General features: G+C 70.6%; 28 protein-coding genes. 9 read left to right on the top strand and 19 right to left on the bottom strand.

Features of this window, described 5'->3' with window-relative positions:
* Positions 1-27: 27 nt before the first annotated feature.
* The 7 genes from ACGFSB_RS19685 to ACGFSB_RS19655 form a co-directional block, all read right to left on the bottom strand.
* Entirely contained in the window at positions 28-1,956 is a 1,929-nt protein-coding gene (locus tag ACGFSB_RS19685; protein ID WP_393400636.1) for an HEXXH motif domain-containing protein, read from the bottom strand.
* Positions 1,957-1,988: 32 nt separating this feature from the next.
* A complete protein-coding gene (locus ACGFSB_RS19680; protein ID WP_393400634.1) occupies positions 1,989-2,201 on the bottom strand; it encodes a hypothetical protein in 213 nt (70 codons plus the stop codon).
* A 79-nt stretch (positions 2,202-2,280) separates the two neighbouring features.
* The gene (locus tag ACGFSB_RS19675; RefSeq protein ID WP_393400631.1) at positions 2,281-3,354 is read right to left on the bottom strand and encodes a trypsin-like peptidase domain-containing protein; all 1,074 of its coding nucleotides are present in this window, start codon (positions 3,352-3,354) and stop codon (positions 2,281-2,283) included.
* Positions 3,355-3,365: 11 nt separating this feature from the next.
* Positions 3,366-3,665 carry a trypco2 family protein gene (locus ACGFSB_RS19670; protein WP_393400628.1) on the bottom strand — a complete coding sequence of 100 codons (300 nt, stop codon included), beginning with the start codon at positions 3,663-3,665 and terminating at the stop codon, positions 3,366-3,368.
* A 112-nt stretch (positions 3,666-3,777) separates the two neighbouring features.
* The gene (locus ACGFSB_RS19665; RefSeq protein ID WP_393401172.1) at positions 3,778-4,185 is read right to left on the bottom strand and encodes a rodlin; all 408 of its coding nucleotides are present in this window, start codon (positions 4,183-4,185) and stop codon (positions 3,778-3,780) included.
* Positions 4,186-4,296: 111 nt separating this feature from the next.
* A complete protein-coding gene (locus ACGFSB_RS19660) occupies positions 4,297-5,394 on the bottom strand; it encodes an LCP family protein (protein ID WP_393400625.1) in 1,098 nt (365 codons plus the stop codon).
* Between the two features lie 447 nt (positions 5,395-5,841).
* Positions 5,842-6,252, bottom strand: a complete 411-nt coding sequence (locus ACGFSB_RS19655) for a rodlin (protein WP_393400622.1) — start codon at positions 6,250-6,252, stop codon at positions 5,842-5,844.
* Between the two features lie 206 nt (positions 6,253-6,458).
* On the opposite strand from ACGFSB_RS19655, the gene ACGFSB_RS19650 reads away from it, so the two are divergent.
* The 3 genes from ACGFSB_RS19650 to ACGFSB_RS19640 all read left to right on the top strand — a co-directional run bounded on the left by ACGFSB_RS19650 (position 6,459) and on the right by ACGFSB_RS19640 (position 8,390).
* Entirely contained in the window at positions 6,459-6,869 is a 411-nt protein-coding gene (locus tag ACGFSB_RS19650; protein WP_393400619.1) for a rodlin, read from the top strand.
* Positions 6,870-7,129: 260 nt separating this feature from the next.
* Entirely contained in the window at positions 7,130-7,387 is a 258-nt protein-coding gene (locus ACGFSB_RS19645) for a chaplin (RefSeq protein ID WP_393400615.1), read from the top strand.
* Between the two features lie 97 nt (positions 7,388-7,484).
* A complete protein-coding gene (locus ACGFSB_RS19640; protein ID WP_393400613.1) occupies positions 7,485-8,390 on the top strand; it encodes a chaplin family protein in 906 nt (301 codons plus the stop codon).
* A gap of 211 nt (positions 8,391-8,601) precedes the next feature.
* Here the strand turns inward: ACGFSB_RS19640 and ACGFSB_RS19635 are convergent, their stop codons facing one another.
* Together ACGFSB_RS19635 and ACGFSB_RS19630 are read right to left on the bottom strand one after the other, a co-directional pair.
* Complete coding sequence (locus tag ACGFSB_RS19635) at positions 8,602-9,945, bottom strand: NAD(P)-binding domain-containing protein (RefSeq protein WP_393400610.1); 1,344 nt, start codon at positions 9,943-9,945, stop codon at positions 8,602-8,604.
* On the bottom strand, positions 9,945-11,276 hold the full coding sequence (locus ACGFSB_RS19630; protein ID WP_393400607.1) for an ATP-grasp domain-containing protein: 1,332 nt from the start codon (positions 11,274-11,276) through the stop codon (positions 9,945-9,947). Before ACGFSB_RS19630 ends, ACGFSB_RS19635 begins: the two co-directional genes overlap by 1 nt.
* Positions 11,277-11,401: 125 nt before the next feature.
* On the opposite strand from ACGFSB_RS19630, the gene ACGFSB_RS19625 reads away from it, so the two are divergent.
* Entirely contained in the window at positions 11,402-12,697 is a 1,296-nt protein-coding gene (locus ACGFSB_RS19625) for a glycoside hydrolase family 26 protein (RefSeq protein WP_393400605.1), read from the top strand.
* On the opposite strand, the gene ACGFSB_RS19620 is transcribed toward ACGFSB_RS19625, so the two are convergent.
* From ACGFSB_RS19620 to ACGFSB_RS19580, 9 genes are read right to left on the bottom strand one after another with little or no spacing between them, the layout of a single operon-like run.
* Positions 12,698-13,807: a GNAT family N-acetyltransferase gene (locus ACGFSB_RS19620; RefSeq protein ID WP_393400602.1), complete on the bottom strand. Its 1,110-nt coding sequence runs from the start codon at positions 13,805-13,807 to the stop codon at positions 12,698-12,700.
* Complete coding sequence (locus ACGFSB_RS19615) at positions 13,807-14,478, bottom strand: lipopolysaccharide biosynthesis protein (protein WP_393400599.1); 672 nt, start codon at positions 14,476-14,478, stop codon at positions 13,807-13,809. Before ACGFSB_RS19615 ends, ACGFSB_RS19620 begins: the two co-directional genes overlap by 1 nt.
* Entirely contained in the window at positions 14,478-15,608 is a 1,131-nt protein-coding gene (locus ACGFSB_RS19610; RefSeq protein WP_393400597.1) for a glycosyltransferase, read from the bottom strand. The genes ACGFSB_RS19615 and ACGFSB_RS19610 overlap by 1 nt, the downstream gene beginning before the upstream one ends.
* A complete protein-coding gene (locus ACGFSB_RS19605) occupies positions 15,605-16,432 on the bottom strand; it encodes a polysaccharide deacetylase family protein (protein WP_393400594.1) in 828 nt (275 codons plus the stop codon). Before ACGFSB_RS19605 ends, ACGFSB_RS19610 begins: the two co-directional genes overlap by 4 nt.
* Complete coding sequence (murJ, locus tag ACGFSB_RS19600; RefSeq protein ID WP_393400591.1) at positions 16,422-18,071, bottom strand: murein biosynthesis integral membrane protein MurJ; 1,650 nt, start codon at positions 18,069-18,071, stop codon at positions 16,422-16,424. Before murJ ends, ACGFSB_RS19605 begins: the two co-directional genes overlap by 11 nt.
* Positions 18,068-19,483 (bottom strand): O-antigen ligase family protein, encoded by a 1,416-nt coding sequence (locus ACGFSB_RS19595; protein ID WP_393400588.1) that lies wholly within the window; start codon positions 19,481-19,483, stop codon positions 18,068-18,070. Before ACGFSB_RS19595 ends, murJ begins: the two co-directional genes overlap by 4 nt.
* 3 nt (positions 19,484-19,486) lie before the next feature.
* Complete coding sequence (locus ACGFSB_RS19590; RefSeq protein ID WP_393400586.1) at positions 19,487-20,968, bottom strand: sugar transferase; 1,482 nt, start codon at positions 20,966-20,968, stop codon at positions 19,487-19,489.
* Positions 20,965-22,119 (bottom strand): glycosyltransferase family 4 protein, encoded by a 1,155-nt coding sequence (locus tag ACGFSB_RS19585; protein WP_393400583.1) that lies wholly within the window; start codon positions 22,117-22,119, stop codon positions 20,965-20,967. The genes ACGFSB_RS19590 and ACGFSB_RS19585 overlap by 4 nt, the downstream gene beginning before the upstream one ends.
* A gap of 33 nt (positions 22,120-22,152) precedes the next feature.
* Positions 22,153-23,280, bottom strand: a complete 1,128-nt coding sequence (locus ACGFSB_RS19580; protein ID WP_393400580.1) for a DUF3344 domain-containing protein — start codon at positions 23,278-23,280, stop codon at positions 22,153-22,155.
* Positions 23,281-23,623: 343 nt separating this feature from the next.
* Here ACGFSB_RS19580 and ACGFSB_RS19575 point away from each other — a divergent pair, with 343 nt between their 5' ends.
* From ACGFSB_RS19575 to ACGFSB_RS19555, 5 genes are all read left to right on the top strand, one after another.
* Entirely contained in the window at positions 23,624-23,863 is a 240-nt protein-coding gene (locus ACGFSB_RS19575; RefSeq protein ID WP_393400577.1) for a chaplin, read from the top strand.
* A 181-nt stretch (positions 23,864-24,044) separates the two neighbouring features.
* The gene (locus ACGFSB_RS19570) at positions 24,045-24,758 is read left to right on the top strand and encodes a hypothetical protein (protein ID WP_393400574.1); all 714 of its coding nucleotides are present in this window, start codon (positions 24,045-24,047) and stop codon (positions 24,756-24,758) included.
* Positions 24,759-24,962: 204 nt separating this feature from the next.
* Positions 24,963-25,241, top strand: coding sequence for a hypothetical protein (locus ACGFSB_RS19565; RefSeq protein WP_393401170.1), 279 nt, complete (start codon positions 24,963-24,965; stop codon positions 25,239-25,241).
* Between the two features lie 124 nt (positions 25,242-25,365).
* Positions 25,366-25,617: a chaplin gene (locus tag ACGFSB_RS19560; protein ID WP_393401168.1), complete on the top strand. Its 252-nt coding sequence runs from the start codon at positions 25,366-25,368 to the stop codon at positions 25,615-25,617.
* 204 nt (positions 25,618-25,821) lie between these two features.
* Positions 25,822-26,325 (top strand): DUF5949 family protein, encoded by a 504-nt coding sequence (locus ACGFSB_RS19555; protein WP_393400571.1) that lies wholly within the window; start codon positions 25,822-25,824, stop codon positions 26,323-26,325.
* Between the two features lie 74 nt (positions 26,326-26,399).
* Here ACGFSB_RS19555 and ACGFSB_RS19550 read toward each other — a convergent pair whose 3' ends face one another.
* Positions 26,400-26,609: a hypothetical protein gene (locus tag ACGFSB_RS19550; protein ID WP_393400569.1), complete on the bottom strand. Its 210-nt coding sequence runs from the start codon at positions 26,607-26,609 to the stop codon at positions 26,400-26,402.
* Positions 26,610-26,688 lie beyond the last annotated feature (79 nt).

The following is a 26,688-nucleotide window of genomic DNA, read 5'->3' as shown; positions in this document are numbered from 1 at the left end:
GCCCGCCCCACAAGCCCTAGCCTCCGTTCACGCCCTCACGCCCTCACGCGCCAGCCACCCCGCGAGACGCGCCGGATCCGCGCCCTGCCCCGTGGCGTTCTCCAGCGCGCCCTGCACGGCACACGCCCGCTCCGGGAAGGTGCGAAGGAGCCACGCGGCACCCCGGTGAGTCTCCACCCCGGTCTCACCGGCAAGGGCCCGCCCCAGACCGGCCCAGGCACCGAACGGCGCCTCCTTGCCCGAGAGACGTGTGGCGAAGGCGTCCCGCGCCCCGGCCACGTCGCCCCGCGCAAGCAGCACATCGCCGTCCTCGGCCCCCTCGGCGTCCCACCCGTCCCCGTCGCCGCCGCTGAGGCGATGCCGGGCCAGGACGGCCGCGGTGTCCAGGAAACAGGCCTCGGAATCCGGTACGAGGACGGGCTCACCGGCGATCCCGGGCGGGGGACGGTCGTCCCGCCGCAGCCAGGCCCGCACCGCCTCCTCCACCGCTGCGGCGGGCGGCCGCAGATGGTGGGCACGCCAGCGGCTCCGGTGATCGGCGGCCACTTCCCGGGCCATCGCCAGCTCCGCGTCGGGCACCGCCTCGTAACGCCACTCGGCGCAGCGCTCGTGCAGGGCGTCCAGTACGCACCGCCCCAAGGGCGTGAGTCGTTCGTGCGTACGCACCAGGTTCACCGTGGACCACACCTGGGCGCGCCACAGCGCGAACTCGAAGTGCGCGAGGTGGGCCTGCGCGGCATCGGCGGAATGCCGGTGGGAACGCCAGAAGCGGGTCACACCGGCAAAGGCGTAGATCCCCTGGAGCAGCCCGCCCAGGGGGCGCGGATCGTCGCGCCATGGCGCGTAGAACAGCTCTTCAGTGATATGCGGGGTATCGGGGATATCCGGCCCGAGGCCCTGCCCGTTCAGATTCAGATTCAGATTCAGCGGTCGCAGCCGCATCAGGCTGCCCAGCTTGATGTGCTGGAATTCGTGCACCAGCGTGGCGGCGAGCTGCGCCGCGTCGTCCGGGCGGGATGCCATGACACCGCCGAAGGCGTCCCCCGCGGTCACACTGTGCGGCCGGAACCTTTCTCTCGCCGGGGTCGGGGTCAACGACATCAGCCCGACGCGCATCGCCTCGGCGCTCTCCGGCTCGTCGCGCAGCAGGAGTTCCCACGCATCGGTGAGCATGTTCTGCCACGTCCGCGCGTCGGCCGCGGAAAGGAACAGCGGCCCGCTGGGCCGCGGGAAGGTCCGATAGGGGTCCAACTCATCCAGAGTCACGGACTTCTGAGGCTGCGTCACACCGACGGAGAGCCGACGCACCGCACGCCATCCCGGCGCACTCTCCTCACGCCCCGACCCGGCCACCCCCGCCCCGACCACGACCGTCCCCTGCTCCCCGATGATCCTCAACCTCCCACTTCCCGCGACGACTTGAGCCGTGGCCCACGGCTCAGTCACCGCGAGCTCCGCACACCCCAGCGTCGGCAGGAACGCGACGCCGCGGCGCACCGGCACAGCGAGCGAGAAGTCCAGACCAGCCCGCGCCCCCGCCGACGCGGCGAGCGCCGACAGATGCCCCGTCACCACCCACAACGGCGCGTCCTCGAAGGACTCGAAGGAGACGCCCCGTGAGACGCCCCTGAGCTGACGCAGCGCGAGGGAAAGCCACATCCCGGTGTGCGGGGACATCAGAATGTCCTCGAAGGCGTCCGGAGCCGTCCGCTGGGCGCGTTCGAGCAGGGACCAGGCATCGCGATACGACACGGCCGCACCGGCCGGAGGCGGCGGGCCGTTCCCGGAAAGGCCGTCGTACAGCGCCCGCAGCAGCAACATGCGGCGGCTGCGCTCGGCGGCGAGCAGCTCCACCACCACCGCGCGACCGCCCCCGCCTCGCGCGAGAGCATGGAACCCGGCGGCCGAAAGACGGTGGAGCGGCAGCTCCACCGATCCCGCGGGCCTACCCGCCATGGGCCGTCCGCCGCGGCTCAGCGGCGGTCCCGTCAGTCGAAACGCGAAGGGCCGCCGTACGTGTTCGTGATGGCCTGGGCATCATCGATGTGATGCAGCAGGGATTCGAGCGACCCCGCGATGGCACTGCCGTCCATGGAACGCAGCGCTTCAAGAGAAACCCCCGAGAGATCTACGAGATCGGACTCGACGGCAGGCATCGATTGCTCCACGGCTGCCAAGTCCCCTCCCGCGATTCCGTGCATGCGCAGTCCCTTTCCTCTTCATGATGACCCAGCACGGCACGCTGCGAAACCCCGCACCCGAGCCGTGCCCGACATCAAGTCAACAGTGCTGCTTGGCCAGTTGGGCGGCCTCACGATCCACACGGGCCATCTCCGACGACTTCCCCTCCAGGAGGCGTACGGCCTCCAGGAGCTGATCGAGCGTGCCCGGATAGCGCAGGCAGGTGCGCACGATGCCGTAGATGTCCATCTTGAGCCGCGCGTCCCTCGGGCGGTTCGCGGCGATCTCCGCGCTGATGCTGGTGAGCACAAGACCGAGGCCGCCCGCGTCCCTCAGTGAGGGAATCTCCACCAACGCGTCGACCAGCTCAATGAGTTCACGTAAGGGCAGGTCAGAGGGGAGGCCGGCCAGACTCGCGGGGGCCGCCACACCCTCTGGATCCGCCGCGGAACCGAGCCCGTCGCGCCAGGGAAGCCCGGCCTCCTGATGGAGGCGCTCCAACTCGGCGGAGGACAGCACGTCGTACCAATGCTCCACCCGGCTGGCCGCCAGGCGGCCCAGACCGTCCGAGCGGTGGTGGGAGCTGACCACCCCGATCACCGCACCGCCGGACCAAACCACCGCTCCGGACATCCCCTCCCACGGCGAACGCCCGGGTTCGGGGTCGGCACGTGGCGCGAAGACGGCCAGTTCCAGTGTGCCCTCACGGCGGTTGGACAGCACGGAGACGGTTCCCGAGACATGGCAGGAGTCGCGGTACTGACTCGGAGCGCCGTCGTCGAGGAGGCGCATGTGGTCGTCGCGCAGCTTGAAGCGGGGGAATCCCATCGCGCTGACGGGAAGCACGACATCGGCGTCGGGTACGACGGTGTAGCGAGGCGGTTCAAGGGCAGGTCCGGGAGGCGTGCTGCCCACGATCTCGAGGAGCGCGACATCAGCGGCCCTGGCGAGCAGCACGACGCGCGCGTCCGCGCTCCACTCCCCCGGCAGATCGGCATCGAAGCGCACCCGCACCCGCACCGACGCCACCGGACCCGCGACCACATGCGCGGCCGTCAGCACGCACCTGTCGCCCACGCGGTAACCGGACCCGCGCCTGCCGGGCTCCACGCCCCGCTTCTCCACCAGCACTTCGGCGACGCGCGCCGCATCGAGGCCCTCCGGCACCGGCATCGTGACCGGGCTCAGCGCTCGTGTGGGGTGGAGTCACCGCTGACCCAGGGCCGCTGACCCGAACCGCCGACGCGGGGCTGGAGGCTGAGGGTGACGCGGTGGGTACTGCTGTTCATCCGCTGGCCGGAGGCACCTGCCTCGACGACCCAGAAGCGAATCCTGCCGTCCGCCCCTGCGGACCGCTGGACGGCGAATTCCGCCTCGAGCTCCACGGCGCCCAGCTCGAAGCGCAGTTCCTCGTCCTTCGCCGCGACCATTGCGGCGGCGAGCTCCCCACGCAACTGCGCGATCATCTCGGCGAGTTCAATCACCCCGACCCCCTACCCCCGGTGTGTCGCCTCCACACGGCGGGCGCTGTTCCAAGGGACCGAGACAGCCGAAAGGGCCGGCCGGCACGACGACGGCCGGCCCTTGTCAGGTTTCTCAGCCGTTGCCGACGCCGTTGCCCGCGAGCACCGGGATGTCGTTCAGGATGTGCGAAAGCGGCTCGTCACCCTTGGCCTGGGTGGAGTTCTCGGTGCACTGCTGGTTCTGCGGGGCCGACAGGATCGGGATGTCCTGGACGCCGATCGGCACGAGGCCCACGAGCGAGGTGACGTTCGCCTTGACGGGCAGGCCGACGCAGGGCTTGTTCAGGGTGCCCTGGACGAGCGAGAGCTGGGGGCTCTGGTTGCCCTTGGTCGCGGAGTTGCCGAACGCCGTCTCGGCTCCGTTGCCGCTCAGGGACGTGGTGCCCGAGTCGTCACCGATGGCAAGAGCCTGGGGAGCCATCCCCGCCGAGATACCGGCGACGGAGGCGGCAATGGCCGCAGATGCCAGGAGCTTCTTCATTTTGATTCCCTTCAAGAGCGGGCTCCATTGGCAGAGCCGCGTGATGATCAACTGCCTGATGACGGGATGGTTTCGGTTTACGACCCGGTTGGCCCAGTAATCAGACGGGCGTCAAGCGCACTCCAAGGTGTCGCCACGGACGGTGGAGGGGCTGCCGAAGCGCGGCGGATCGCTCAGCCTCGTCGTCGAGTTCCGGGGCGTCAGGGGAAGGTCCTTCTTGAGCGCGGTGAACACCTTGCCGGCCTTGGCCCGGTCCCACCGAAGCGTCTCGCCGATGCCCTTCACCGTGTGGTTGAAGCCACCGATCGGCACCGTGGTGAACTCCAGGGACGACGAGGGGAGTTCACTCACGGCCGACGCGAGCGACAGGAGCTCATCGGTACTGAACCCGCGGTCGACCTTGGCCGCCCCCAGCAGCTGCCCGCTCAACTGCGCCGCCCTGCCCGGATCCGCGAGGACGTTCTCCATCCGTACGCTGCGCAACGCGCCCACCAGGAAGCGCTGCTGGCGCTGGATCCGCCCGAAGTCCGCACTCGTGTCCACGTGGCGCGAGCGGACGTACTGAAGGGACTCCCCGCCGCCGAGTCGGTACCGACCGGGCGGCAGATCGAGCTTCGTCGCCTTGTCCTTGAGGGGGCGCGGCGTGCAGACCTCCACACCGCCGACCGTTTCGACGCTGTCCATGAAGCGCCGGAAGTCGAGCTGGAGATACCGGTCGACGCGCACACCGGTCATTCCCTCGACCGTACGCACGGACAGCGTGGGACCGCCCTCGGCATAGGCGCCGTTGATCCTCGCCGAGTGAGCGGCGCGCTTGCGTCCCGTCGACTGGTCGCGGTGCGCCGGGATACGGGCGTAGGAGTCCCGGGGAATTCCGACGACACTGACGCGATTCCGCGCTTCGGACACATGGACCAGCATGAGCGTGTCCGTGCAGTCGCAGGCGACTCCGCCCGCGTGGAACTCCCGCTTCTCCTCCGGCGTGATGGTGTCGCGGCCGTCCGTCCCCATCAGGAGGATATTCGTACCTCGTCCCTCATTCGGACGGTTCTTCATGTCGCTGAAGACATCGACGCGTTGGACAGGATGCGGCAATGCCTTGGCGCTTCCCATTCCGGCGGCGGCAGCGATCAGCAGGACCCCTGGAATGACGAGGCGCAGTCGCCGCACCATGCGGGAGCCGGTCGGTGAATAGAGGTGAGTGAGCAAGCTGATCTCCGCTGCGGGGGAACAGGAACGAAGAGAAGGTAAGCCGCTCGACGGCACTGCCGGGCGTGGGGGCTACGCGGCGCGCACGAACAACAACTCGTTCGCCCCAATCCTTCGGTTTCACCGGATTCCACAGCTGGAACAGATTGCTCGACACACGCCCGTCGATGGCGAGGGAATATGGCTGACTTCAAGAGGCCCTGGAAGCGACAGGCCCTCATCCCGGTGAGCAGGAATTCTCCGGAACGCTATGTCGAGGAACCCATCTATACGTCGTTGCAGGATTCCTGGGAAAGGCAGGGAAAAACGGTCCCGGGCCGTCCCGACCAGGAATGGAACGCTCTCATGTCACGCGACTTCTGGCCACGGGGCTGACGTTCGGTCCGATGTGAACGCAACAGCGGGCCGCCGGTGAACGGCGGCCCGCTGAGTGCTGCGGGAGGGGGATCAGTGGTTGCCCGCCCCGTTGCCCGAGAGGACCGGGATGTCGTCCAGGATGTGCGACAGCGGCTCGTCGCCCTTCGCCTGGGTGGAGTTCTCCACGCACTGCTGGTTCTGCGGGGCCGACAGGATCGGGATGTCCTGGACGCCGATCGGCACGAGGCCCACGAGCGAGGTGACGTTCGCCTTGGCCGGCAGGCCGATGCAGGGCTTGTTCAGCGAACCCTGGATGAGAGCCATCTGCGGGCTCATGTTGCCGTACGTGGCGGAGTTGCCGTACGCCTGCTTGGCGTCGTTGCCGCTGAGAGACGTGGTGCCGTGGTCGTCACCGATGGCCATCGCCGACGGAGCCGCTGCGGCCGACATGCCGACGACGGAGACGGCAACCGCGGCTGCAGCCATACCCTTCTTGATCACAACTAATTCCCTTCTGGAGGAACCCCGTTCGCCGGAGCGCGCTGATTAACTCCACGCCCCGCGCATGGTTGCTGCCCTTCACTCCGATGGCCCAACGTGAGGCCGACAAAGGCCCCAACCGGGTGAAGCCCCGAAACTCAAACTCGTTCCGGCAGGTTGGTCAGCGCGCAGTGACTCGAGCGTCTGCCAGAAAAGGAACACAGAACATGATGAAGAAGGCTATGGCCACGGCGGCAGTTGCCGTCTCGGTCGTCGGTATGTCCGCAGCCGCGGCCCCGACGGCGCTGGCCATCGGTGACGACCACGGCACCACCTCCCTGAGCGGCAACGGCTCGGAGCAGGCGTACGGCAACTCCGCGACCCACGGCAACATGAGCCCCCAGCTCTCGCTCGTCCAGGGTTCGCTGAACAAGCCCTGCATCGGCCTGCCGGCCAAGGCGAACGTCACCTCGCTCGTGGGCCTCGTGCCGATCGGCGTCCAGGACATCCCGATCCTGTCGGCCCCGCAGAACCAGCAGTGCACCGAGAACTCCACCCAGGCGAAGGGCGACGAGCCGCTGTCGCACATCCTGGACGACATCCCGGTCCTCTCGGGCAACGGCGCGCACAACGGCTGATCTGCCGCTCGCTGTAAGGACAGCTCGGGCTGCCGGCCTCCTGCGAGGCCGGCAGCCCGAGCTCCTTCATTTTCGAATCGAATGCGTTGATTCGTATGCGGCTGATTCGTATGCGCTAATCCGAGTGCGGTAATTCGGGTGAATTTCCCGAATGGGCGAAACCGGTGGTTTCTTACGCTCCCGCAACTCGTTTGCAGGCTGCGGGTCATGGTGCGAGACGTAAACAGAAGTGCTCGCTCGGTTTCGACTGCCAGATCGGCATGACCACAGAGAAGGGAACATCTGTGAAGCACAAGAAGAGCGCAACGATCATCGCTGGTGTCGTGATGGCCATGAGCATGGCGGCCCCCGCGTTCGCCGACGCCGGCGCCGAGGGCGCGGCTGTCGGTTCCCCGGGCGTTCTCTCCGGCAACCTCGTCCAGGTCCCGGTCCACGTTCCGGTCAACGTGTGCGGCAACAGCGTGAACGTGATCGCCCTGCTCAACCCGGCGTTCGGCAACACCTGCGCCAACACCTGACGTAACACCCAGCCACCAGGCTGTGTCATGGGCCGGTCTTGGAACGTCACCTCGACTCCAAGGCCGGCTTTCCACTGCTCAGAGGAAGACCACTAGATTGCGACAGGCCATTGGTAAAGGAATGCTCGCGGCCGCGGCCGCGAGCAGCATCCTCTCGCTGTCCGGATCGAACGCGTTCGCCGCGGACGCGGAGGCGATGGCGACGGACTCTCCGGGGATCTTGTCGGGCAACAGCGTGCAGGCGCCCCTCGACGTTCCCGTGAACGCCTGCGGCAACACCGCGAACACGGTCGCCGCGGCCAACCCGACGTTCGGCAACAGCTGCGCCAACTCCGGCGATTCCTCCGAGGAGCACACGAAGGCTCCCCAGCAGGAGGCGGAGCAGCGGTCGGCGGAGCAGCAGCCGGCGGAGCAGCAGCCGGCGGAGCAGCGGTCGGCGCCGAAGCACCGGGCGGGAAAGCACCGTGCTCCCGAGCAGCGGGCGGTCAGGACGGACGACGGCGGGTCCGGGTACGGCGACTCCGGCGGCTCCCCGGCCACCGACACGCACTCCGGCAGCCAGTCGCGCGCCGAGGGCGACGCCTCGCACTCGCCCGGCGTCCTGGCGGGCAACAACCTCCAGGCTCCCGTGCAGGCTCCCCTCAACCTCTGCGGCAACACCGTGGACGTGATCGCCGCGCTCAACCCGGCGTTCGGCAACAGCTGCGCCAACGGGGAGCCCGCGCCGACGCCTCCCGTACACGAGACGCCCCCGCAGCACGAGACGCCGCCCAAGGCGGTCGCTCCGCCCGTCGAGCGTGCCGTCCCGCGCCCCGTGGAGCCCGCTCAGCCGCCGCGGCACGTCGCGTCCTCGACCGTCAGGGCGAAGCCGCACATCCCGGCCCAGCTCGCCGCGACCGGCAGCGAGCAGGACCTCCTGGCCGCGGCGGCGGCGAGCGCCGCTCTGCTGATCGGCGGAGGAATCCTGTACCGCCGCGGACGCGCCTCATCCGGCCGCTGGTAAGCCGGGACAAGCCACTGGCGGGGAAGAGACACCCGAAGGTCTCTTCCCCGCCAGAAGGGGAGGGGGGCCGGCCCGCGAAGGGGTTGTTGCCTACCCACGGCAAGAAGCCGACGGCTGGCGGAGGGCAACCAGGCCCGTCCCACAAGGCCTGAGTCCACCATCTGATCGCCGCTCGCGAAGAACCGATTCACCCGTTCGCCGACGACATCACCTATTCGAGTTGCCGATACGCGGGTTCTCGGTACGCGGGGTTCTCGGTACGCGAGTTCTCGGTACGCGAGTTCTCGGCACGCGAGTTCTCGGCACGCGAGTCCCGTTCAGCGTCCGACCGCGTGGGCGCGGGGACGGTAACGCCGTTCGGACCCCTCCGCAGGCTCCGTTGGACGCCGCGTACCAGCCTGCTCGCGGTGAACGGGGCTCCCTGCACGAAGCGCATGGCCGGGCCGAAGCTCGAAGCCGTCATCAGGCCCGCCAGGAACAGTCCGGGGTACGAGGACTCGAACTCGGCGGACGCGTAGGGCTCTTCGGCCGCGTTCACCGCCAGGCTTTCGCGCACCTCCGGGTCCAGCAGGCCGAGGCGTCCGCTCGTCGCCCGGAAACCGGTGGCCGCGATGACGTGATCCGTCTCGAAGACCGGGCCACTGCCCGCCCTGCCCGCGGTCGCGAGGCGCACCCGCCCCGCCACGACCGAAGCCGTGGCCACCTCGTGGTCGAGCAGCACCTCGACGCGTGACTCGACCCGCTCGCGGACCCACCAGGCCCCCGCCGGTCCCAGTGCCGACGCGCAGATGCGGGCGCGCGTCGCCTCGGGAAGCCGCCGGAAGCCGCCGGGCACCTCCGAGTAGAACCAGTTGCGCCAGCCGCAGCCAAGGCCGCTGTGCGGGGCGCGTGCGGCTTCCCACCACGGGCGTTTCCACGCCGGGGGCACGGTGTTCCAGCTCAGCTCGTGCGACCGGGCGAGCACGCGTACCCGGGTTCCCTGCTCGGCGAGGAGCGCCGCGGTCTCCAGGGCGGCCTGGCCGGCGCCGATCACCGTGACGTCCTTGCCGCGGAAGCGGTCGAGGTCCCGGTGGTGGCTGCTGTGCGAGACGTACTCCGTGTCGAGCCGGTGCAGCGCCGCGGGGATCTCGACGAAGGGGATCACCCCGACGGCCAGGGCCACCGTGCGGGCGCGGACGGTCCTGCCGTCGTCCGTGACCGCCTCGAAGCCCCCGGGGCAGGCGGCGACGGATGCCACCATGCGTTCGTCGACGTCCGGTACGGCGTGCCGCGCGAACCACAGACCGTACGAGGCGAACGTCTCCACGGAGACCGGCTCGCCGTGCTCGGCCCGCAGCCCGCCCCGCGCGCAGTACTCGGCGAGGCCGTAGCGGCCGCCGGGGTCGGAGAGGTTCGACGCCCACGGCTCCGACTTCAGGAACATGCCCCGCGGCATGTGGTCGCGCCAGGACGCCATGGGTCTGCCGAAGACGCGTACGTCGAGTCCGGCACCGGCGGCGTGTGAAGCGATGGAGAGGCCGTAAGGGCCCGCTCCTACCACCAACAGGTCATGCATCAGCAACTGCTCGCTCTCTCATCGTCGATAGGGACGTCGCGGCCACAACCGTCGGGCGCACCCGCCTGCCGCACCATCCGCACCCGCACCTCGTCCCCCGCCGGGGCGGTGGGACGCCCCGCCCGCCTCAGCCGTCCCAGGAGGCGCCGCATCACGTGCCGGCACCACAGCACCCACATGGCGAACGCCGGAGCCAGGTCGTCCCGGGCGTGCCAGGCCAGCTCGCGGCGGTGCGATGCGGTGGCAGCGGGCCCCGCCGTGAGCAGCGCCCGCAGCGCGCTCAGCGGGGCGTAGTTCTCCACCACGAAGGCGCGCCCGGGGAGAACGGCGGCGGCGGGCAGCGGGCGGTGCGTCATGTCCAGGTGCTGGGCGCGCACCACATCCAGGTCGGCCCCGTCGGCGAACAGGCGGAACTGGGCGCCGGGCCGTGGGTTGAAGTCGAGCAGGCAGTGCTCGCCCGTCGCGGAGTCCACCCGGAAGTCGAGGTCGAAGATGCCCCGGTAGCCCAGCGCGTCGACAAGCCGCTCCACGCAGGACCGCAGTCCTGGATCCGGGGTCCACTCCCCCACCGCTGTCAGGCCCGCGCCACGAGGCCAGGAGCGGTGCTTGCGGCCGGCGCCTCCGCCGCGTACGGAGCCCGCCCTGTCGACGTATCCGTGGACGAACCAGTCGAGGCCGGGGCCGTCCGGCAGGAAGGCCTGAAGGAGCAGGCGGCTGCCCGCCTCCTCACTCCGCCGGTAGAGCTCCTGCGCCTGCCGCGCCGACCGCACCAGGACCGTGCTGCGCAGATCCGTCCCGGCGGGGACGAGCCAGGGTCGGCTCCATTTGGCCACCACGGGGAGTCCCAACTGCTGTACGGCAGTGGATGCCTGGGCGGTGGATTCGGGGATGAGCGTCACCGGGTGCGGAATGTCGGCCGTCGCGCACAGCTGGGCCAGCGTCGCCTTGTCGGCCACCCGTTCGGCGAGTCCGCTCGCCTGGTCCGGCAGGAGATAGGCGTCGGCCAATTCCCGGCTCAGGCTTCCGATCGCGAGGGCGCCCGCGTCATCCATGGGAATGAGCACGGCGGGGCGGGCCACGCGGTGCGCGATACGGCGCAATACTGCGGCGATTTCCTGGAGTGCGGCGCCGGGCGGCGGCGGAGCGTGCGTCCGGTACAGATAGCGGGATCTGTGCACCGGGCTTTCCGCGGAATCCGCGGCTGCCACGTGCACCTCCACTCCCGCGCGGCCAAGCGACCGAACAGCTCCGAGTGTGCCGTGATGAAAGGGGTTCCTGTCGATCCGCAGCAGAACCGCGGGGACCCGGGTGTCGAGAGTGAGCACGGCCAAATCCTCTCAATTCGATCCCCCATGCGGGCGAAGGGCACGCCCAGAGGATTAGGGGCTCGATTGGCGCAATAGAAATACATATGACTGAGTGTCAGTAGATGGAGGAGCCAGCATGAGGAGCGGCCATGGCCCCGGACAGACGCCAGACCACCAATAGACGGCTGGCATTCATTGCCACCGGAATCGCCGCGTCGGCGGCGATCGCCGTCGGACCGGGATATGCGTCGGGTGCCGGACAGGAGCCCGATCCACCGGTCCGGCTGCCGGGCCTGCCCACGGCGGCCCCGGCCCCGTCCCCCTCCGCGGCCACCCCGGCCACCCCGGCCGCCCCGGACCCCTCCGTGTCGCCGAGCCCCACTGACGCGGGGCAGACGGACACGGGCCAGGCGGCCAGGAAGCCCGCCTTCGGCGCCTACCTCGACTACGGGCCCCAGGGCGTGCAGCGGATGGCCGAGCTCAGCAAATGGCTGGGCGGCGCCGATCTGCGCGTCGGGCACACCTATCTGCCGGGCGACCGGTGGAGCAATATCGAGGGGTCGCCCGACTTCCTCGAGAGCTGGGCCAAGTGGCGGCGCGCACAGGACGACCGTCTCTTCGTGCTCAACGTCCCGATGATGGAGCGCAACGAGGCGCGCGTCAGCGACTGGGGGGTCCGCACGCTCCTGCGGCGCGGTGCGGCGGGCGATTTCGACGCGCATTACCGCGCCCTCGCCGAACGGCTCGTGAAGCTCGATGTGCCCGACACCGTGGTGGTGCTCGGCTGGGAAATGAACGGCACCACGTACACCCATCGATGTGGTCCCGACCCGGAAGCCTGGAAGAAGTACTGGAAGCGCATCGTCACCACCATGCGTTCGGTGCCGGGGCAGAAGTTCAAATTCGATTTCGCGCCGAGCAGGGGCCGGGACGCCGTTCCCTGGACGCAGTGCTATCCGGGCGACGACGTCGTGGATATCGTCGGCATGGATTCGTACGACCAGCCGACGGGCACGGATTTCGCCGAGCAGGTCAGCGAGCCGTACGGCCTGAAACAGCATGTGGAATTCGCCAAGGCCCACGGCAAAGAGATCTCCTATCCGGAGTGGGGTCTTTTCCGCAACGGCGACAACGAGGACTACATGCGGAAAATGCTCGCCTGGATGGACGAGCACAAACCGCTCTACAACACCGTCACGGACTACTGCCCGCACGGTGTGTGGCAGTGCGAGGACAACCCCAAGGCGTCCAAGGCCTACCGGTCCCTGCTCTTCGGCCGTAAGGACACCGAACCGGCTCCGGAGCAGACACAGCCGACGCAACCGACACAGCCGACCGTGCCCGCGACCCCGCCGAACTGTTCTCCGCTGAATCTGGGCGACTGGGTCGAGTACTGGCTCGGCGGCAAGCTCTGTATGCGCCTCGACTGGTGGAAGCGTTCCTGATCAGGACGGCTCCTCCCGCTCCCGGCGCTTGCGCAGGAGCTCCTTGCCCCAGTCGCGGGCGGCCGCGTCCCATGCGGCCGCCCGCAGCACGGGGGTGGTACGCCTGCGGGCGAGCAGCAGGCGGTGGTTGGTGGCTTCCTCGGGGCGCCAGTGATGTTTGTACGGTTCGTTGCCGCGCAGGAGGCTGAGCACCCGGCTCCGGTCGCCCTCGGCGTGCTCGGTGCAGGCGTTCAGGAGCATCGTCGCCACGTCGACCTTCCGCTCCCGCAGCCGCGGATGCGCGCCGTACAGATAGCCGCCGACCAGATGGGGCGAGAGCAGGGTCAGGTCAGCGGCCACCACGGCGTCGTCGAGCCGGAACTCGGTGACCACCGCGTCTCCCGAACGGACCATGAGCCCCACCGACCTGATCAGGTGCTCGGAGAACCGCGGCTGCAAGTGTTCGGACGTCACCTTCCGCCCCTGCCACTGGAGTTGGTGGAGATGCAGGAGCGTGCGCACCGACGCGTCCACCTCGTCATGTCCTACGATCCTGCGCTCGACGCCCAGCGCGTCCATCTTGCGGATCTTGGCGCGCGCCCGCTGGGCCCGGGGCTTGGGCAGCCGCCCGAGCAGCTCCTCCATCGAGGCCGCGGGCAGCTCCAGGCAGAGCGAGTCCACGAGGCGGAGCCGTGGCCCGCTCCAGCGGTCGTAGATCCGCTCGACGGCAGCGCCTGATCTGACCTCGCGGAAGTCGATCAGCGCGCCGCGGGCGAGTTCCGACAAGCCGCCGGTCAGCGCTTGTGCCGCCTCGTCGGCGAACTCGTCGTCCAGGAGGACGTCGGTGAAGTCGGAGATCGCGCCGCCGAGAGGCACGAGCGCGGGGAGCGGAGCGTACGCACGCATCAGCGGGGCCGCTGCGACGAGTTCGCCGCCGCGGCGCACGAGGACCACGCGGAGCCGCCCGCGCCTGCCGTAGGAGAGCCACCACGAGTGCAGCCACGCGTGGCTCTGGAACGGCGTCGCCGTCCGGCACCTGCGGTGCAGCCGGGCCCACGCCGCCGCGAGACTCCCGAACTCCCCTTCGTTCGTGCAGAGTTCGACGGTCAGGGCAGTATCAGGCAACGCCATCACGCCTCCCGGTTGAGGTCGGCGGACTGCGCGGGTCCCGGTACCGGAGCCGGCGCGGCGTCCTCGTCGTACTCGCCGCGCCGTGGCCGTACGAGGAGGGCGAGTCCGCCGATGAGACCGCCCGCGCAGCCGCCCACCAGGGCGGTCATGGGCGGCGCGGCCGACGCGGGGGCGGCGGGCTTCACCGCGCGGGAGAGCTGCAGGAGACGCACCTGGGTGCTGTCCTTGGTGTGGTTCGCGTTGTTGGTCAGGGAGCGTGACACCGCGTTGGCGATGTCGGCCGCCTTGCCCGGCTTGGCGGCGGTCGCCGAGATGGAGATCATCGGCGCGTCGGGCGAGGTGGCCGCCTGCACGCTGTCGCGCAGCGTCTGCGCCGACACACCCGACTCCACCTGCGCGTCGCCGAGCACCGCGACCTGCGTGGCGACCCTGCCGTACGCCGTGGCGAAGCCGAGCGCGGCGGTGGGGTCGGAGTCCTTCTGCGGGACGGCGATCACATAGCTCGTCGCGGTGTACGCCGGTGTCTTCACCACGCCGTACGCACCACCGGCCAGGGCGCCGAGCACGGCGCCCGCCGGCAGGAGCCACCACGTGGGAAGTCGCTTCGCACGGGCGAGCATCGGGGCCGGGCGACCGGCCGGGCGGTGCCGCCTGCTGAGGGTATCGGTCATCAGGAACTCACTCTCGGGGTCGAGCCGTTGGCAGCTGCCTCGTACACGTGCATCAGCTGTGCCGCGCTTCGGGTGATGCTGTAGTGGTGCGCGGCCGCCAGGGCCAAGCGCGGCCGTGGCCCCGCATCGCGGACCCGCAGCAGCGCCCGCGCGAAGGAATCCGGATCGCCCGCGACGCGCAGGGCGCCGGTGGCAGCCTCCGGGGGAAGGTCCTCGACGGCGGGGCACCGGACGTAGAGCACCGGAAGACCGGCGGCGAGGCCTTCCACGACGGCGAGGCCGAAGGCCTCCTCCGGGGACGGCGACGCGAGGACGTCCATGGCGGCGAGGAGAGCCGGCAGGTCCGCCGGTTCCCGGGACAGATGAGGCCGCTCCCCGGCGAACAACACCCGGTCAGCGAGGCCCAGTTGACCCGCCGTCTCGCGCAGCCGGTCCTCATCAGGTCCGCCACCGGCCAACAGAAGGCGTACGTCCTGGGGCAGCGCGGCCAGAGCGTGCAGCAGGACGTCGAAGCGTTTACCGGGGGCAAGGCGCCCGACCCCGCCGATGACGAACGCCTCGTCCGGCAGCCCCAGTTGGCGGCGGGCCGTGACCCTGGCCCGGGGATCGAAGCGGAACCGCTCCACGTCGATGCCGTTCGGTACGACGTGGATGCGCTGCCGGGGCACCCCCCACTGACTGAGCCGCTCGGCGACGGACGGGGACACCGCCACGGTGGCCCGCCCCAGGCGCTCCCCGGTCAGATACAGCGCACGGATACCCGCGGTCAGCGGCCGTCCCTCCAGCTGCGTGTCGCCGAGGGAGTGCTCGGTGGCCACCACGGCGCGTGTCCCCGCCAGGCGGGCGGCGATGCGTCCGTACAGGCAGGCGCGGTAGAGGTGCGTGTGCACGAGGTCGTACCCGCCGCCGCGGATCAGCTTCGCGAGGCGGGGCACGGCGCCGACGTCACGGTTGCCGGACATGCCGAGGTGGATGACGCGCACCCCGTCGTCCGTCAGACCCTGGGCGACCGGGCCCGGGTTGGTGAGCGTCACGACGTCGCAGGTGACGGGCAAATGGCGCAGGAGCAGGCGCAGTTGCTGCTCGGCGCCGCCGACGCCGAGGCCGGTGATGATGTGCAGGGCTCTCATGCGGTCACCGCCGGTTCGCGGCCTGCGGGACAACGGACCGTACGCCGACGCAGCCTGCTGAGCCGCAGCTTCAGCTGGAGGCGCAGGGCGGTGTCCTCCTGTCCGATGTGGACGCGGGGAAGGGCGTGGACGCCGGTGAGAGTGCCTGGGGAGATCGCGCAGGCGTAGCGGTAGCCGGCCGCTCGTACGGCGCTGATGACGCGCTGGTCGACGGTGCCGTACGGGTAGCAGAAGCCTTCGACCTCGCGGCCGGTGAGGTCGCGGAGTGCGACCCGGCTGCCGCTGGTCTCCTGCCACAGGAGCCGGTCGTCCGCCCGGGTGAGGTCGACGTGGGTCAGGCCGTGCGAGGCGACCTCCATGCCCTCGTCGGCCGCGCGCCGGATGCCCTCCACGCTGAGCAGCGGTTTGCGCGGGCCCAGCGGATCCCACGCGTTGTCGCCCGCGAGCCTGCCGGGGAGCACAAAGACCGTGGCGTCGAAGTCGTAGCGGTGCAGGAGCGGCAGGGCGTGGGCGACGAAGTCGGTGTACCCGTCGTCGAAGGTGAGGCCGACCAGGCCACGCCCCTCGCCACGGGCGCGCGCCGTGAGGAGCCGGGTCATGCTCACCCCGCGAAGACCCTGGCGCCGGAGCCATCGCAGCTGGGCCGCGAGGCGTTCGGGCGTGACGGTGATCTTGTACGGGTCGTCCGTGGAGTCGTCCACGGAGTGGTACATCGCCACCCACATCGGGGCTTCGGGCAGCCAGTGCCGGGTGCGCCGGGCGTGCCGCGAACCGGGGGTCTCACCAAGTGCTGTGTCAGCTGTGTCAGGTGTGTCAACGGGCATGAGCGAGCTTTCGTGTGGCGGACGTGACGGAGCGGAGGACGGGCTCGAAGGCCTGGGCCTTCAGGGCGCAGAGCACCAGGACGAAGACGGCGGCGACGGTCGCCGAACCGGCCGCGCAGGCGAGCAGCGGTGATTCGAAACGGCTCGCGAGGGCCCCGCCGAACCCGGTGGCGCAGACCATCGCGGCCACCGGCTTGGCCAGTTCGGCGAGCACCCCGCGGACCCGGATCGGCACATTGCGCGGCCCCATCCCGTACAGCAGCACGAAGGCGGTCACGGTGATCCCCGCCGCATTGGCGAGCGCGATGCCGCGTACGCCCCACACGTCCACCGCCCAGCTGCCGATCCCGGCGGTGGCGGCGACGCCGACAGCCATCGCGCCCAGCGGGTACCAGGTGGCGCGCCCGCCGGAGAAGTAGGAGCGGACCAGGGCGCCCACCAGCGTGTGGCCCAGGAGCCCGAGGGCGTACACGCGCATGACGGCGGCCGTGGCCGCGGTGTCGGCGGCGGTGAACGCGCCCCGCTGGAACAGGAGTTGGATGAGCTGTGGCGCACAGGCGATGACCACGGCGGTGCCGAGAAGGACCACGCAGCCTGCCAGGCCGAGGTCACGTTCGACGCGCGACCTGGCCCGCTTGATGTCCCCGTCGGCCAGGGCCCGCGCGACCACGGGGAGCGTGACCGTGCACAGCATCAGGGAGAGGATCATCGGCACCTGCGCCACTTTTTGCGCGTAGTTGAGGTGCGAGATGGCCCCCGCGGGCAGCGACGAGGCCAGGAACCGCTCGATGAGCACCTGCGACTGACGGCACAGGGCGAAAAGGAGCACGGTGGCGATGAGGGTGCCGCTCATCAGCGCGGGGGCCGAAGGCCCTGTCGCCTCCTCGACCGGCTCGGCCTCCCTGCGGCGGGTGAGCTGCCGCCAGAGGGAGGGGGCCTGGACGAGCACCATGAGTACGCCGCCGGCCGCGACGCCGAAGGCCGCCGCCCGGACGCCGTAGCGGGGGCCGAGGACGAACACCGCTGTGATGATGCCGATGTTGTAGAAGACGTAGATGGCAGCGGGGGCCACGAACCGGCGGTGGGCCCGCAGCGCCGCGCTGCAGTAGCCCGTGAGCCCGAAGGTGAAGGCGCAGGTGGCGGTCAGGAGCGTGCAGTGCACGGCCAGGTGCGGGTCGGGCAGGCCCGGCGCGAGGACCGACACGAGGAACGGCGCCGAGACCATCAGGAGCAGCGCGACGGCCGCGGAGGCCAGCATCAGGCGGGGCAGCGAGGCCGCCACCAGGGCCCGCACCGGATCGCGCCGCGCGCCCTGGGCGCGGCGGGCGAGCGCCATGCTGAAGGCGGGTACGAGGGCGAAGGCGAGGCCGTCCTCGATGAGCAGCGTGGTGGCGAGCTCGGGGATGGTCCACGCGACCAGGAAGGCGTCGGTCTCCGAGCCCGCCCCGAAGAAGTGCGCGAGTGCCTGGTCGCGGCCGAGCCCGAGCACGGATCCGGCGACCGTGAGGGCCGCGGTGACGAGAGCGGCCTTCGCGAGGAATCCGTTGGAGGGGTCGGAGCCGGCATCCTTGACGGACGCCGGAGCGGGCACCCTGCCTGCGGCCGGACCCGCGTCCACGGGGTGCGTCGTCGAGGTCATCGCGGGACCTCCCCGAGCAGCTTTCGACCAGACAGCGCTCGGTCCGACAGCATCCGGTCCGACAACACCCGGTCCGACAGCGCCCACCAGGCCACGAGACCGAGTACCACCGCCATGAGCACGGTCGAAGGACCGCCGATGTCGGCGTACGCGAAGTCCACCAACTGCCAGACGAGCAGCCCGCACGCGACCAGAGCGCAGTCCACGCCGGGCCCCCCGCGCACCCGCGCCAGGCGCCGGAGCCCGAGCAGCAGGAAGGCCGCCCAGCTGCCCACCAGCGTGCACAGGCCGAGCAGCCCCTGCTCGCTGAGGACGAGGAGATACATGTTGTGCGGGGAGAGCAGCGGCTGGCGGCGGAACTCCGCGCCCGCGCCCCCGGTGTCGCTGGCCGATGAGAGGGCCAGCGAGGCGTGGCTGTCGCGGTGGTCGGGGAAGGCCTTGAGCCCCACGCCCGACACCGGGTGCTCGCTCCACATGTCCACCGCGGCGGCCCACATGGTGTACCGGTCGGTGACCGACTGGTCGGGGGCGTCGGTCACCTGCGTGATGCTGGTGATCCGCTCCTGGAGCATCTGCGTGCCGATCCCGAACCCGCCCACCAGGACCACGCCCGCCGCCGCCGTCACCGCGAGCACCCGCAGGGCGCGCCGCACCCCCGCGAGCCCCAGTTGCGCACCGCACGCCACGACGGTGGCGATCCAGGCACCGCGGCTGAAGGAGAGCGCGAGCGGAACCATCAGGAGCAGCGCGCACAGCACCGCCATCCGACGCTGCCTCGCAGCAGCAGAAGCAGAAGCGGAAGCAGAAACCGGACCCAGCGCCAGAGCGACCGCGCACACCACCCCGTACGACACGACAGTCGCCATCCCCATGACGTCCGTCGACCCGAAGGTCCCCACAGCCCGGATGTCCGAGCCCATGTAGGTGGCGCCGGTCCCGGTGACGTACTGATAGACGCCGAGCGAGCCCTGGAAGAGGGCGAGGCCGATCAGGGACCACGCCACCAGGCGGAAGTCGTGGCGGTCGCGGACGAGTACGAGGATCGCGGCCGGTACGAGGACGAAGATCTGGAGGTAGCGCGCCAGGCCCGTCACCCCGGCGGACGCGGTGCTCGCGCCGATCGCGGCGACCGCGATGCCGACCACCGGGAGGCCGATCACGAAGGCGGCGGTCCGCGTCAGCGGCTGTCGCGCCCCGCGCACGGCGCGGGCCACGCACCAGAGCACCACCAGGGCGGAGACGGCGTCGGCGACCGTGCCGCCGCCGGATTCGCCGCCGTCCGACGGCACGGGCAGTGCGAGCAGGGCGACCAGGATCATGACGGGCAGCACCGGCCAGGACCGGCGCGTGGCCGCCGCGAGCGCGGCGGCCGGTGACCCGGCGGGGAAGAGACCGATCGACGTCACGCTCATCGGTCAGCTCCCCGTCGGACGTACGAGGGAGGCCGCGGTCCGCAGCAGGATGCAGAGGTCCTGCCAGAACGACCAGCTGTCGATATAGGCGTTGTCGAACCGGCACCGGTCCTCGATCGAGGTGTCGCCCCGCAGGCCCTGGATCTGGGCGAGTCCGGTGATGCCGGTCGGCATCCGGTGACGTTCCGCGTAGCCGGGGTACGTCTGGCTGAACTGGGCGACGAAGTAAGGGCGTTCGGGGCGCGGACCGACCAGGCTCATGTCTCCCCGGAGGACGTTCCACAGCTGTGGCAGCTCGTCGAGCGACGTACGGCGCAGGAACTGGCAGAAGCCGCTCATGTGCTGCTCGCCCGCGACGGTCCACCGGGTCGCGGCCTCATGCGGGTCGGCGGGGCGGTGCGTGCGGAACTTCAGCAGGGTGAAGGGCCGCCCGTCCCTGCCGATGCGCTCCTGACGGAAGATCACCCCAGGTCCTTCACCGGACCGCAGGACGGCCGCGCAGGCAAGGAGCACGGGGCTGATGAGGAGGAGCAGGGCCCCCGAGGTCACGATGTCCAGGGCGCGCTTGCTGACGCTGAAGTGCCTGCGTCTCACGGGGGCGAGCGGACGGCAGACGAACCCGGCGAGCCGCCCGGATCTGGTCTGCCTGCCCGGCGCGTCGTAGCCGGGCGGCTGTGTCGCGTCGATCGCCCATACGTCGCAGCCGGAGCCGCTCAGCGTCCGCAGCCACCCGATCTGCTCGGGACCCGGCGTCGGCCCGACGATCAGGACGGTGCGTACGGCGTTCTGGATGACCGCCCGGCGCAGCTCCTCCATCGTGGAGAGCACCGGCAGTTCGGCCGCCCCCTCCGGCTCCGTGCGCTCGGCGGGCGCGTCCGCCACGATGCCCACGGGCCGCACCCCGGCCTGCGGATGACGGAGCACCGCCTCCGCCACGCGCCGCGCGACGGCGCCGGGGCCGATCACCAGGGCCGGGCGCGGCTGCCGAAGTGCCGCCCTGCGCGCCCGCCAGTACACGCCGCCGCGGCCCGCGCAGCACAGGACGCACTGGAGGGCGGCCGCCGTGAACAGGGTGCTGGGGGAGAGCGGACGCAGGACGGGGAGGCTCGCCGCCGCGAGGCCCACGGCGCACCAGCTCAGCATGATCTGCCAGGCAAGCGACGGCAGTTCGTCGAGCGCGGAGGGCACAGCGGACGGGCGGTACAGCGCGGCGCGCGCGTTCAGACCGGTCACGCCCGCCAGGAGCAGGCCCACCAGGAGAGGGTGCCGCGCCGGATCGGTGAGCAGCACGGTGTCGAGCAGGGCGGCGCCGCAGTCGACGGCCAGCAGCGGGAAGGCCGAGGCACGGCGTACGGAGGAACTCCGGCCGGTGCTCGTTCCGCGGCCGCTCCCGGCCCCGCGTGGAGGGATGACCGATGCGGTGATGGCATGGTCCGCCGCCCGTGGCTGCGCAGCAGGGGTGGCGACGGTTCGTTCCGCACTCACGGGTTGATGGACTCCCTGCACTTGATGGGCCCCACGCCCAGTAGCTCGCGGTACACGGCCGCGACAGCGTCCGCGGTGTGCCGCACATCGTGGGTGGTCAGAACGTGGCGGTGCGCCGCACGGCCGAGGGACGCACGCAGCGGCGGATCGCCGAGCAGGCCGACGACGGCCCGCGCCAGCGCCCCGGGGTCTTCCGGCGGGACCAGACCGTGGGGCACGAGTGGGGGCGGCAGGCTCTCGCGCGCGCCGTCCACATCGGTGACCACCACGGGACGGCCGCAGGCCATCGCCTCGAGGGGTACGAGTGCCATGCCCTCCCAGCGGGACGGCAGGACCACCAGGTCGGCGGCCTGGTACCAGAGGGTGGCGTCCTCGGTGGCCCCGGCGAACCGCACGGAGGGGGGCGCCTGTTCACGGAGTCCGGCCGCGTCGGGTCCGTCCCCGACCAGGACGAGCCGCGCGAGCGGCATCCGTTCAGCGACCGCCGCCCACGCCCGCAGCAGGACGTCCTGCCCCTTCTGCCGGCAGAGCCGCCCCACGCACACCACCAGAGGCGCCTGTCCGGTGAGCCCCAGGGCGGTCCGCGCGGTCTGTGCGGCCACGGGACGGAAGCGCTCGACGTCCACCCCGTTGGGGATCACGGACCAGCGGGCGTCGACCCCGGACCGCTGCCCGGTTTGCCGCTCCGCCTCGCTGACGCAGACCACATGGGCGGCCCACCGCGCCCCGAAGCGCTCCCACCGCAGGGCGAGGCGGGCGGTCACACCGCCGACGGCCTCGAAGGACCAGGCATGCGGCTGGAACACCGTGGGGACACGGCCGCGGACGGCGAGCCTGGCCGCGAGCCCGGCCTTGGCGCTGTGCGCGTGCACCACGTCGGGCCTGACCTCGTCGACAAGACGGGCGAGCCGTCGCACTTCGTCCGGCAGACCAGGCCCCGGAGAGCGGGCCGCCGCCCACTCATGCGTACCGCTTCCCAGACCGCGCACGGCATCCGGCAGACAGCCGCGGCCCGGACAGGCCACATCGACCCGCATCCCGGTGGACAACTGGGATGTCACCAGGTCGGTGACCACGCGGGCCACTCCGCCGTCGACGGGCTGGGCGACGTGAAGGACGCTCAGCCGGGGGTCAGTTGATGACAGTTGCATGCACGGCGCCTTGCTCAGGGGGAAGGAAGTGCGCTACCGCTTCGTGGCATCCACAGCGGCGAAGAGCACGCCGGCCCACGCGGACTCTCGCTGCGAGGCGAGACGGATGAGCAGACCCTTTCGGTCGGCCTTGAGGGCTCCGCCGAGCCGGAAGATGTCGGAGTCGTACCCGAGCGTGTTGGCGTACGAAGGCGTCCTGGCGCTCTGCCCGCCCGGCCCGCCCGGATCACTGATGGTCGAGTTCAGTACGTCGCGGGCGGGGTTCGCCGCATTGGAGAGCCGCACGGGCCTGCTCCGGTCGGTCGACACGGTGAGCGTGTCGCCGGTCGTTCCGCGATCGCCGTTGTACGCCACCATGCCCACGCTCCCGCCTGCACGGGCCGGAACCGGCGTGCCCCTGAGACGGATCGCGTGGCTGCGCCCGCGTGCGTCGAAGGAGTCGAAGCCGTCCCAGACGGTCAGGTGCCGCAGCGGCTCGGACGGGTTCTCGTACGCGACGACCAGCGTCCAGCCGCCCCACGCCCCGGCCTTGGAGTTGCCCATCGCCACATTGACCTGCGCGACGGTGTAGAGCCCCGCGCCGCTGGCCCTGACGAGGGGCGTGACGTCGGCCGATGCCTGGAAGGCGTCCGCTCCGTTGGCGGTGCGGTGCCCGACCAGGGTGTCGGCCTTCACATTCCGGTAGCTGCCGCCCGGCTCGGCGATCAGGGCCTTGCCGTTGTCCTTGGGCGGCTTCTGCTCGCCTACGCGGAGGTTGCCGCCCCAGTACAGACGCGCGTTGGTCACGCGGGAGCCCGCCGGGAGCCTGACCTCTCCGCGGCTGGAGTTGTAGGTGTTCGGGTCGCGGTCGACGTCGACGTAGAACATGTCGAAGTCGTTGTTCGCCGCCGCCTTGCCCCCGCGCGCGGAAGGACACGACACCGCGCGAGCGGTCATCCGCTTCCGGCACGTGATGGCCGTGTTGGCGGCGCGGGTGATGCCGCCGTGCTGGAGCGCGTGATAGCGCTGCGCGAACTTGATGCTCGACGCTTCCGCGGCGGCCGGAGGCGCTTGTGCGGCAGGGGGTGCGGCCACTGCTGCGCCGCCCGGCGCGGCGACAACCACCAGGGAAAAGGCGCACAGCGTCACACGACACACCAAGGGGCCCAGGGAATTACGCATGACCGGCCTTGCCCTTTCGGGAAAATGTTCCGAACCAGGAGGGAGAAGGGAAATGCGAAAGTCACACCCGACTCGTAACTTCCCGCACTTGTTCTTTCAAATGGCTTCAGGAGGAGTGCAACAGTAGCCGCCTTCCGTATAAATCCAGGAAGGCTGACAAGTGTGTCGGAATGATGAAGCAGGGGCCGCTCAGGGCCTGCGTTACGCACCGGACGGAGGCCGCCGTGTGAACCTCGCGCCAGCAGATCACCCTTTTGGGCCCACAACCCCTGCGCGTGAAGTCCGTTGATCCATGGGCCGGGCACCCCGCCCTGCCGATGGATCAACCAAGGAGCATTTCCCCATGTCGCGTACCGCGAAGGCACTCGCCCTTTCCACCGTTGCCGTGGCCGCCATGGCCGGCAGCGCCGGCATCGCCGCCGCCGACGCCGGCGCCCAGGGTGCCGCAGTCGGCTCCCCCGGCGTGATCTCGGGCAACGCCGTCCAGGTCCCGGTCCACGTTCCGGTCAACGTCTGCGGCAACACCGTCAACGTCATCGGTCTCCTGAACCCGGCGTTCGGCAACACCTGCGTCAACAGCTGACACCTCAGCAGCACGCTCTCCACGACGGCCGTTCTCCCTCCGGGGAGGGCGGCCTTCGTGCGTTCCCGCGTCACCCGAATCGCCGCCATGCCCCCAAATGGCAGTCGCTCGGTTGCGGTCGGTGCTCACCGCTTTCACGGTGAACACAAGATCCGACGTATCACCGAAGGGAACACCATTCATGCGCGCTCTGCCCGCACGGCGTCTCGCGACCTCCGCTCTCTGCGCGACACTCCTCCTCGGGACGGCCGGTCCTGTCATCGCCGCCGAGAACAACTCCCCCCACGGCAGCGCCCAGGAGGCGGCCCGCGCACCGGTGCCCGGCGCGGACGCGCTGCTCGCGCAGGCCAAGACGCTGGGTGACGCCGGCGGCGTACTGAAGCCGGTCACCGACCTGCTCACCGCCGTCCTCAACGCCGACGACGGCAAGCTGCCCGCCGCGGACGCCACGAAGCTCGGCGACGCGGTGAAGGACGCCATCGCGACTGCCTCGGCCGCGGCACCCAAGGCCCCCGCACTCCCCGAGACCCCGGCACTCCCCAAGACCCCGGCGGCCCCCGACACCGCCGCGCTCCCGGAGGCCCCGGCGCTCCCGGGGACGCTGTCGGATGACGCCAAGGCGCCCGCCGACCTGAAGGGTGACGCCCTGAAGGCGCTGCAGTCCGCGGTCGACGCCCTCGTCAAGGCGGCCACCGCGGGCGACGTCGCCGCCGTGGCCAAGCAGGCCCCGGTCGTGCTCACCAGCCTCGTCAACTTCGTCGCCGCCACGCTGCTCGGCGGCGGCCTCCCCGCCCCCGACCTGGCAGGACTGCCCGCCCTGCCCAAGCTGCCTGAGGCCCCGAAGCTGCCCGCCGCGCCCGGCCTGCCGCAGGCACCCGCGGTGCCCGGCGTCTGAGCCTGAGCCCGAGTCAGTTCCCGTCGCGTCGCCCCCTTGCGGGCCGGCGCGACGGGCTTTTATCGGAGAATGCGACAGCGCCTTCGTTCGGGTGGGTTCCCGGAATTTCCGCCGCACAGAGTTTCCGCTGTACACAGCGCTCGTTACCCATGGCGAAGTGAAAAGCCCCGCTGGCGACCGTCTGTCGCCGAAGAAAGGAACATGATGAAGCCGCTGAAGGCCGCCGCCGTCGTTGCCGGATCCATGGTCATCGCTGGTGTCGCAGCGCCCGCCTTTGCCGCCGACCTCATGCCCACCAGCCTGAACGGTGCCGTGGACACGATCGCGAGCGACCCGCTCGGCGCCGCGCCGGTGGCCACCAACGCACTCGACTCCGACAACACCGACTCGGCCGTCAACACGGTCAAGGGTGCCGCGAAGTCCCTGAACGGGGGCGGCGCCGGACCCGGCAAGCTTCTCGGCGGACTTCCCCTCGCGCAGTAGAGCCTCTTTTCTGCTTCCCGTCCCGGCCGCATTACGCCGAATGAGGGAGGCAATTGGGCGTGCTTGCGGAGGCTTCCGCGAGCAGGTCCATAAGGTACGAAAAAACCGAAGGGAAGGTTTAATGATGAAGACCGCCAAGAAGGCCGCACTCGTCCTCGCCACCGCCGGTCTCGCCGCGGGTGCCGCCTCCGGCAGCGCCTTCGCTCACGACGGCAGCGGTGCCACGGCCAAGGGCGCGGCTGTCGGTTCGCCCGGCGTCCTGTCCGGCAACCTGGTCCAGGTCCCGGTGCACGTTCCGGTCAACCTCTGCGGCAACACCGTCAACGTCATCGGTCTGCTGAACCCGGCGTTCGGCAACACCTGCGTCAACAGCTGACGTTCCCCGGGAATTACTGCCGCGGGTACGCGGCGCGGCAGCGAGGGCCGGTTCCGCAGACACGTTCTGCGGAACCGGCCCTCGGCATTTCCGCTGCGCTCCAGTTCGAGCGAGGTGCCCCGATCGTGTGATCGCGCGCCCGCACTCACCCAATCAAGTGACGGCAAGGCCGGGGATATCGGGACACATCGATACGGTTCCGGGATGACCTCGACATCGAGCGAAAACCGCACCTTCCGAGCCGCCGATCTCGGCACCCTCACCGTGGTCGCCTGGAGCGGTGAACACCCCGAGGACGAGAAGGACATGCCTTTCCTGCTCGCCTATTCGCTGGGCGACGGCACAGGCGGTCCGGAGGCCGCTTCTCAAGCCATCGAGGTCCTGCTGCGGAACAACGGGCTCCCCATCGGCGGTCCCGTCGTCGAGAGCTCCCGCAATCCGGGCCTCCCCGTCACCCTCCTCGTCGAGGCGGGCCAGGCCGTACTGAACATGCCCTACCTCAACGCCAAGTGCGTCGTACCGCCCCAGTGGCTCGCCGCGGTGGGCGAGCGGGGTCACGCCTACTTCATGTTCACCACGCGCACCTGGCCCGAGGCCAAGCCCGGGGTTCCGATCGCCGAAGAGGACCTCAAGGCGTTCGCGGGCAACGAGGAGACCATGGCCCGGTCCACGCACTGCCTGCTCACCGCCCGCAGCCTGCGCGGTTAGCGGCGTCTCGCAGGCGGACCGCACACGACTGGGGTCCACCGGTCGGGACAGACCGGCGGACCCCAGCTCACCGCTCAGAGAAGACCGAGACCCAGGTCCACGTCCAGCAGGTGGTGGTCGTGGTGGTGGTGGTGGCCGCCCCAGCAGCCGCCGTGGTCGCACGGGTGGGAGGCCGCCGCCTGCTGAGCGGGAACTCCCGCCGCGGAGGCGGTGGTTGTGAGCGGAACCGCCACGGCCAGGGTGAGCATGGCCGTCGCTGCGACACGACGAAGCGTGATCTTCATGGGGGATCTCCTAGATCCGTTGGGGACGGAACCGACGCTAATCAGCCATACCGACCCTGTCGTGTCGAGAGATGCGCGA

Origin of the sequence: Streptomyces sp. NPDC048441, from assembly GCF_043200235.1 — a bacterium.
Classification (GTDB): domain Bacteria; phylum Actinomycetota; class Actinomycetes; order Streptomycetales; family Streptomycetaceae; genus Streptomyces.
Note: the sequence above shows the minus strand (reverse complement) of the source record. Positions and strands in the feature narration are given on the sequence as shown.

Bases quoted from the DNA above. Each gene is read 5' to 3' on its own strand.
- ACGFSB_RS19680 (WP_393400634.1), bottom strand. From the start codon at position 2,201: ATGCACGGAATCGCGGGAGGGGACTTGGCAGCCGTGGAGCAATCGATG.
- ACGFSB_RS19605 (WP_393400594.1), bottom strand. From the start codon at position 16,432: ATGCCCGTTGACACACCTGACACAGCTGACACAGCACTTGGTGAGACC.
- ACGFSB_RS19565 (WP_393401170.1), top strand. From the start codon at position 24,963: ATGAAGCCGCTGAAGGCCGCCGCCGTCGTTGCCGGATCCATGGTCATC.
- ACGFSB_RS19650 (WP_393400619.1), top strand. From the start codon at position 6,459: ATGATGAAGAAGGCTATGGCCACGGCGGCAGTTGCCGTCTCGGTCGTC.
- ACGFSB_RS19580 (WP_393400580.1), bottom strand. From the start codon at position 23,280: ATGCGTAATTCCCTGGGCCCCTTGGTGTGTCGTGTGACGCTGTGCGCC.
- ACGFSB_RS19550 (WP_393400569.1), bottom strand. From the start codon at position 26,609: ATGAAGATCACGCTTCGTCGTGTCGCAGCGACGGCCATGCTCACCCTG.
- ACGFSB_RS19665 (WP_393401172.1), bottom strand. From the start codon at position 4,185: ATGAAGAAGCTCCTGGCATCTGCGGCCATTGCCGCCTCCGTCGCCGGT.
- ACGFSB_RS19645 (WP_393400615.1), top strand. From the start codon at position 7,130: ATGACCACAGAGAAGGGAACATCTGTGAAGCACAAGAAGAGCGCAACG.
- ACGFSB_RS19615 (WP_393400599.1), bottom strand. From the start codon at position 14,478: ATGACCGATACCCTCAGCAGGCGGCACCGCCCGGCCGGTCGCCCGGCC.
- ACGFSB_RS19595 (WP_393400588.1), bottom strand. From the start codon at position 19,483: ATGAGCGTGACGTCGATCGGTCTCTTCCCCGCCGGGTCACCGGCCGCC.
- ACGFSB_RS19555 (WP_393400571.1), top strand. From the start codon at position 25,822: ATGACCTCGACATCGAGCGAAAACCGCACCTTCCGAGCCGCCGATCTC.
- ACGFSB_RS19635 (WP_393400610.1), bottom strand. From the start codon at position 9,945: ATGCATGACCTGTTGGTGGTAGGAGCGGGCCCTTACGGCCTCTCCATC.
- ACGFSB_RS19610 (WP_393400597.1), bottom strand. From the start codon at position 15,608: ATGAGAGCCCTGCACATCATCACCGGCCTCGGCGTCGGCGGCGCCGAG.
- ACGFSB_RS19620 (WP_393400602.1), bottom strand. From the start codon at position 13,807: ATGGCGTTGCCTGATACTGCCCTGACCGTCGAACTCTGCACGAACGAA.
- ACGFSB_RS19575 (WP_393400577.1), top strand. From the start codon at position 23,624: ATGTCGCGTACCGCGAAGGCACTCGCCCTTTCCACCGTTGCCGTGGCC.
- ACGFSB_RS19625 (WP_393400605.1), top strand. From the start codon at position 11,402: ATGGCCCCGGACAGACGCCAGACCACCAATAGACGGCTGGCATTCATT.
- ACGFSB_RS19560 (WP_393401168.1), top strand. From the start codon at position 25,366: ATGAAGACCGCCAAGAAGGCCGCACTCGTCCTCGCCACCGCCGGTCTC.
- ACGFSB_RS19685 (WP_393400636.1), bottom strand. From the start codon at position 1,956: ATGGCGGGTAGGCCCGCGGGATCGGTGGAGCTGCCGCTCCACCGTCTT.
- ACGFSB_RS19585 (WP_393400583.1), bottom strand. From the start codon at position 22,119: ATGCAACTGTCATCAACTGACCCCCGGCTGAGCGTCCTTCACGTCGCC.
- murJ (WP_393400591.1), bottom strand. From the start codon at position 18,071: ATGACCTCGACGACGCACCCCGTGGACGCGGGTCCGGCCGCAGGCAGG.
- ACGFSB_RS19675 (WP_393400631.1), bottom strand. From the start codon at position 3,354: ATGCCGGTGCCGGAGGGCCTCGATGCGGCGCGCGTCGCCGAAGTGCTG.
- ACGFSB_RS19570 (WP_393400574.1), top strand. From the start codon at position 24,045: ATGCGCGCTCTGCCCGCACGGCGTCTCGCGACCTCCGCTCTCTGCGCG.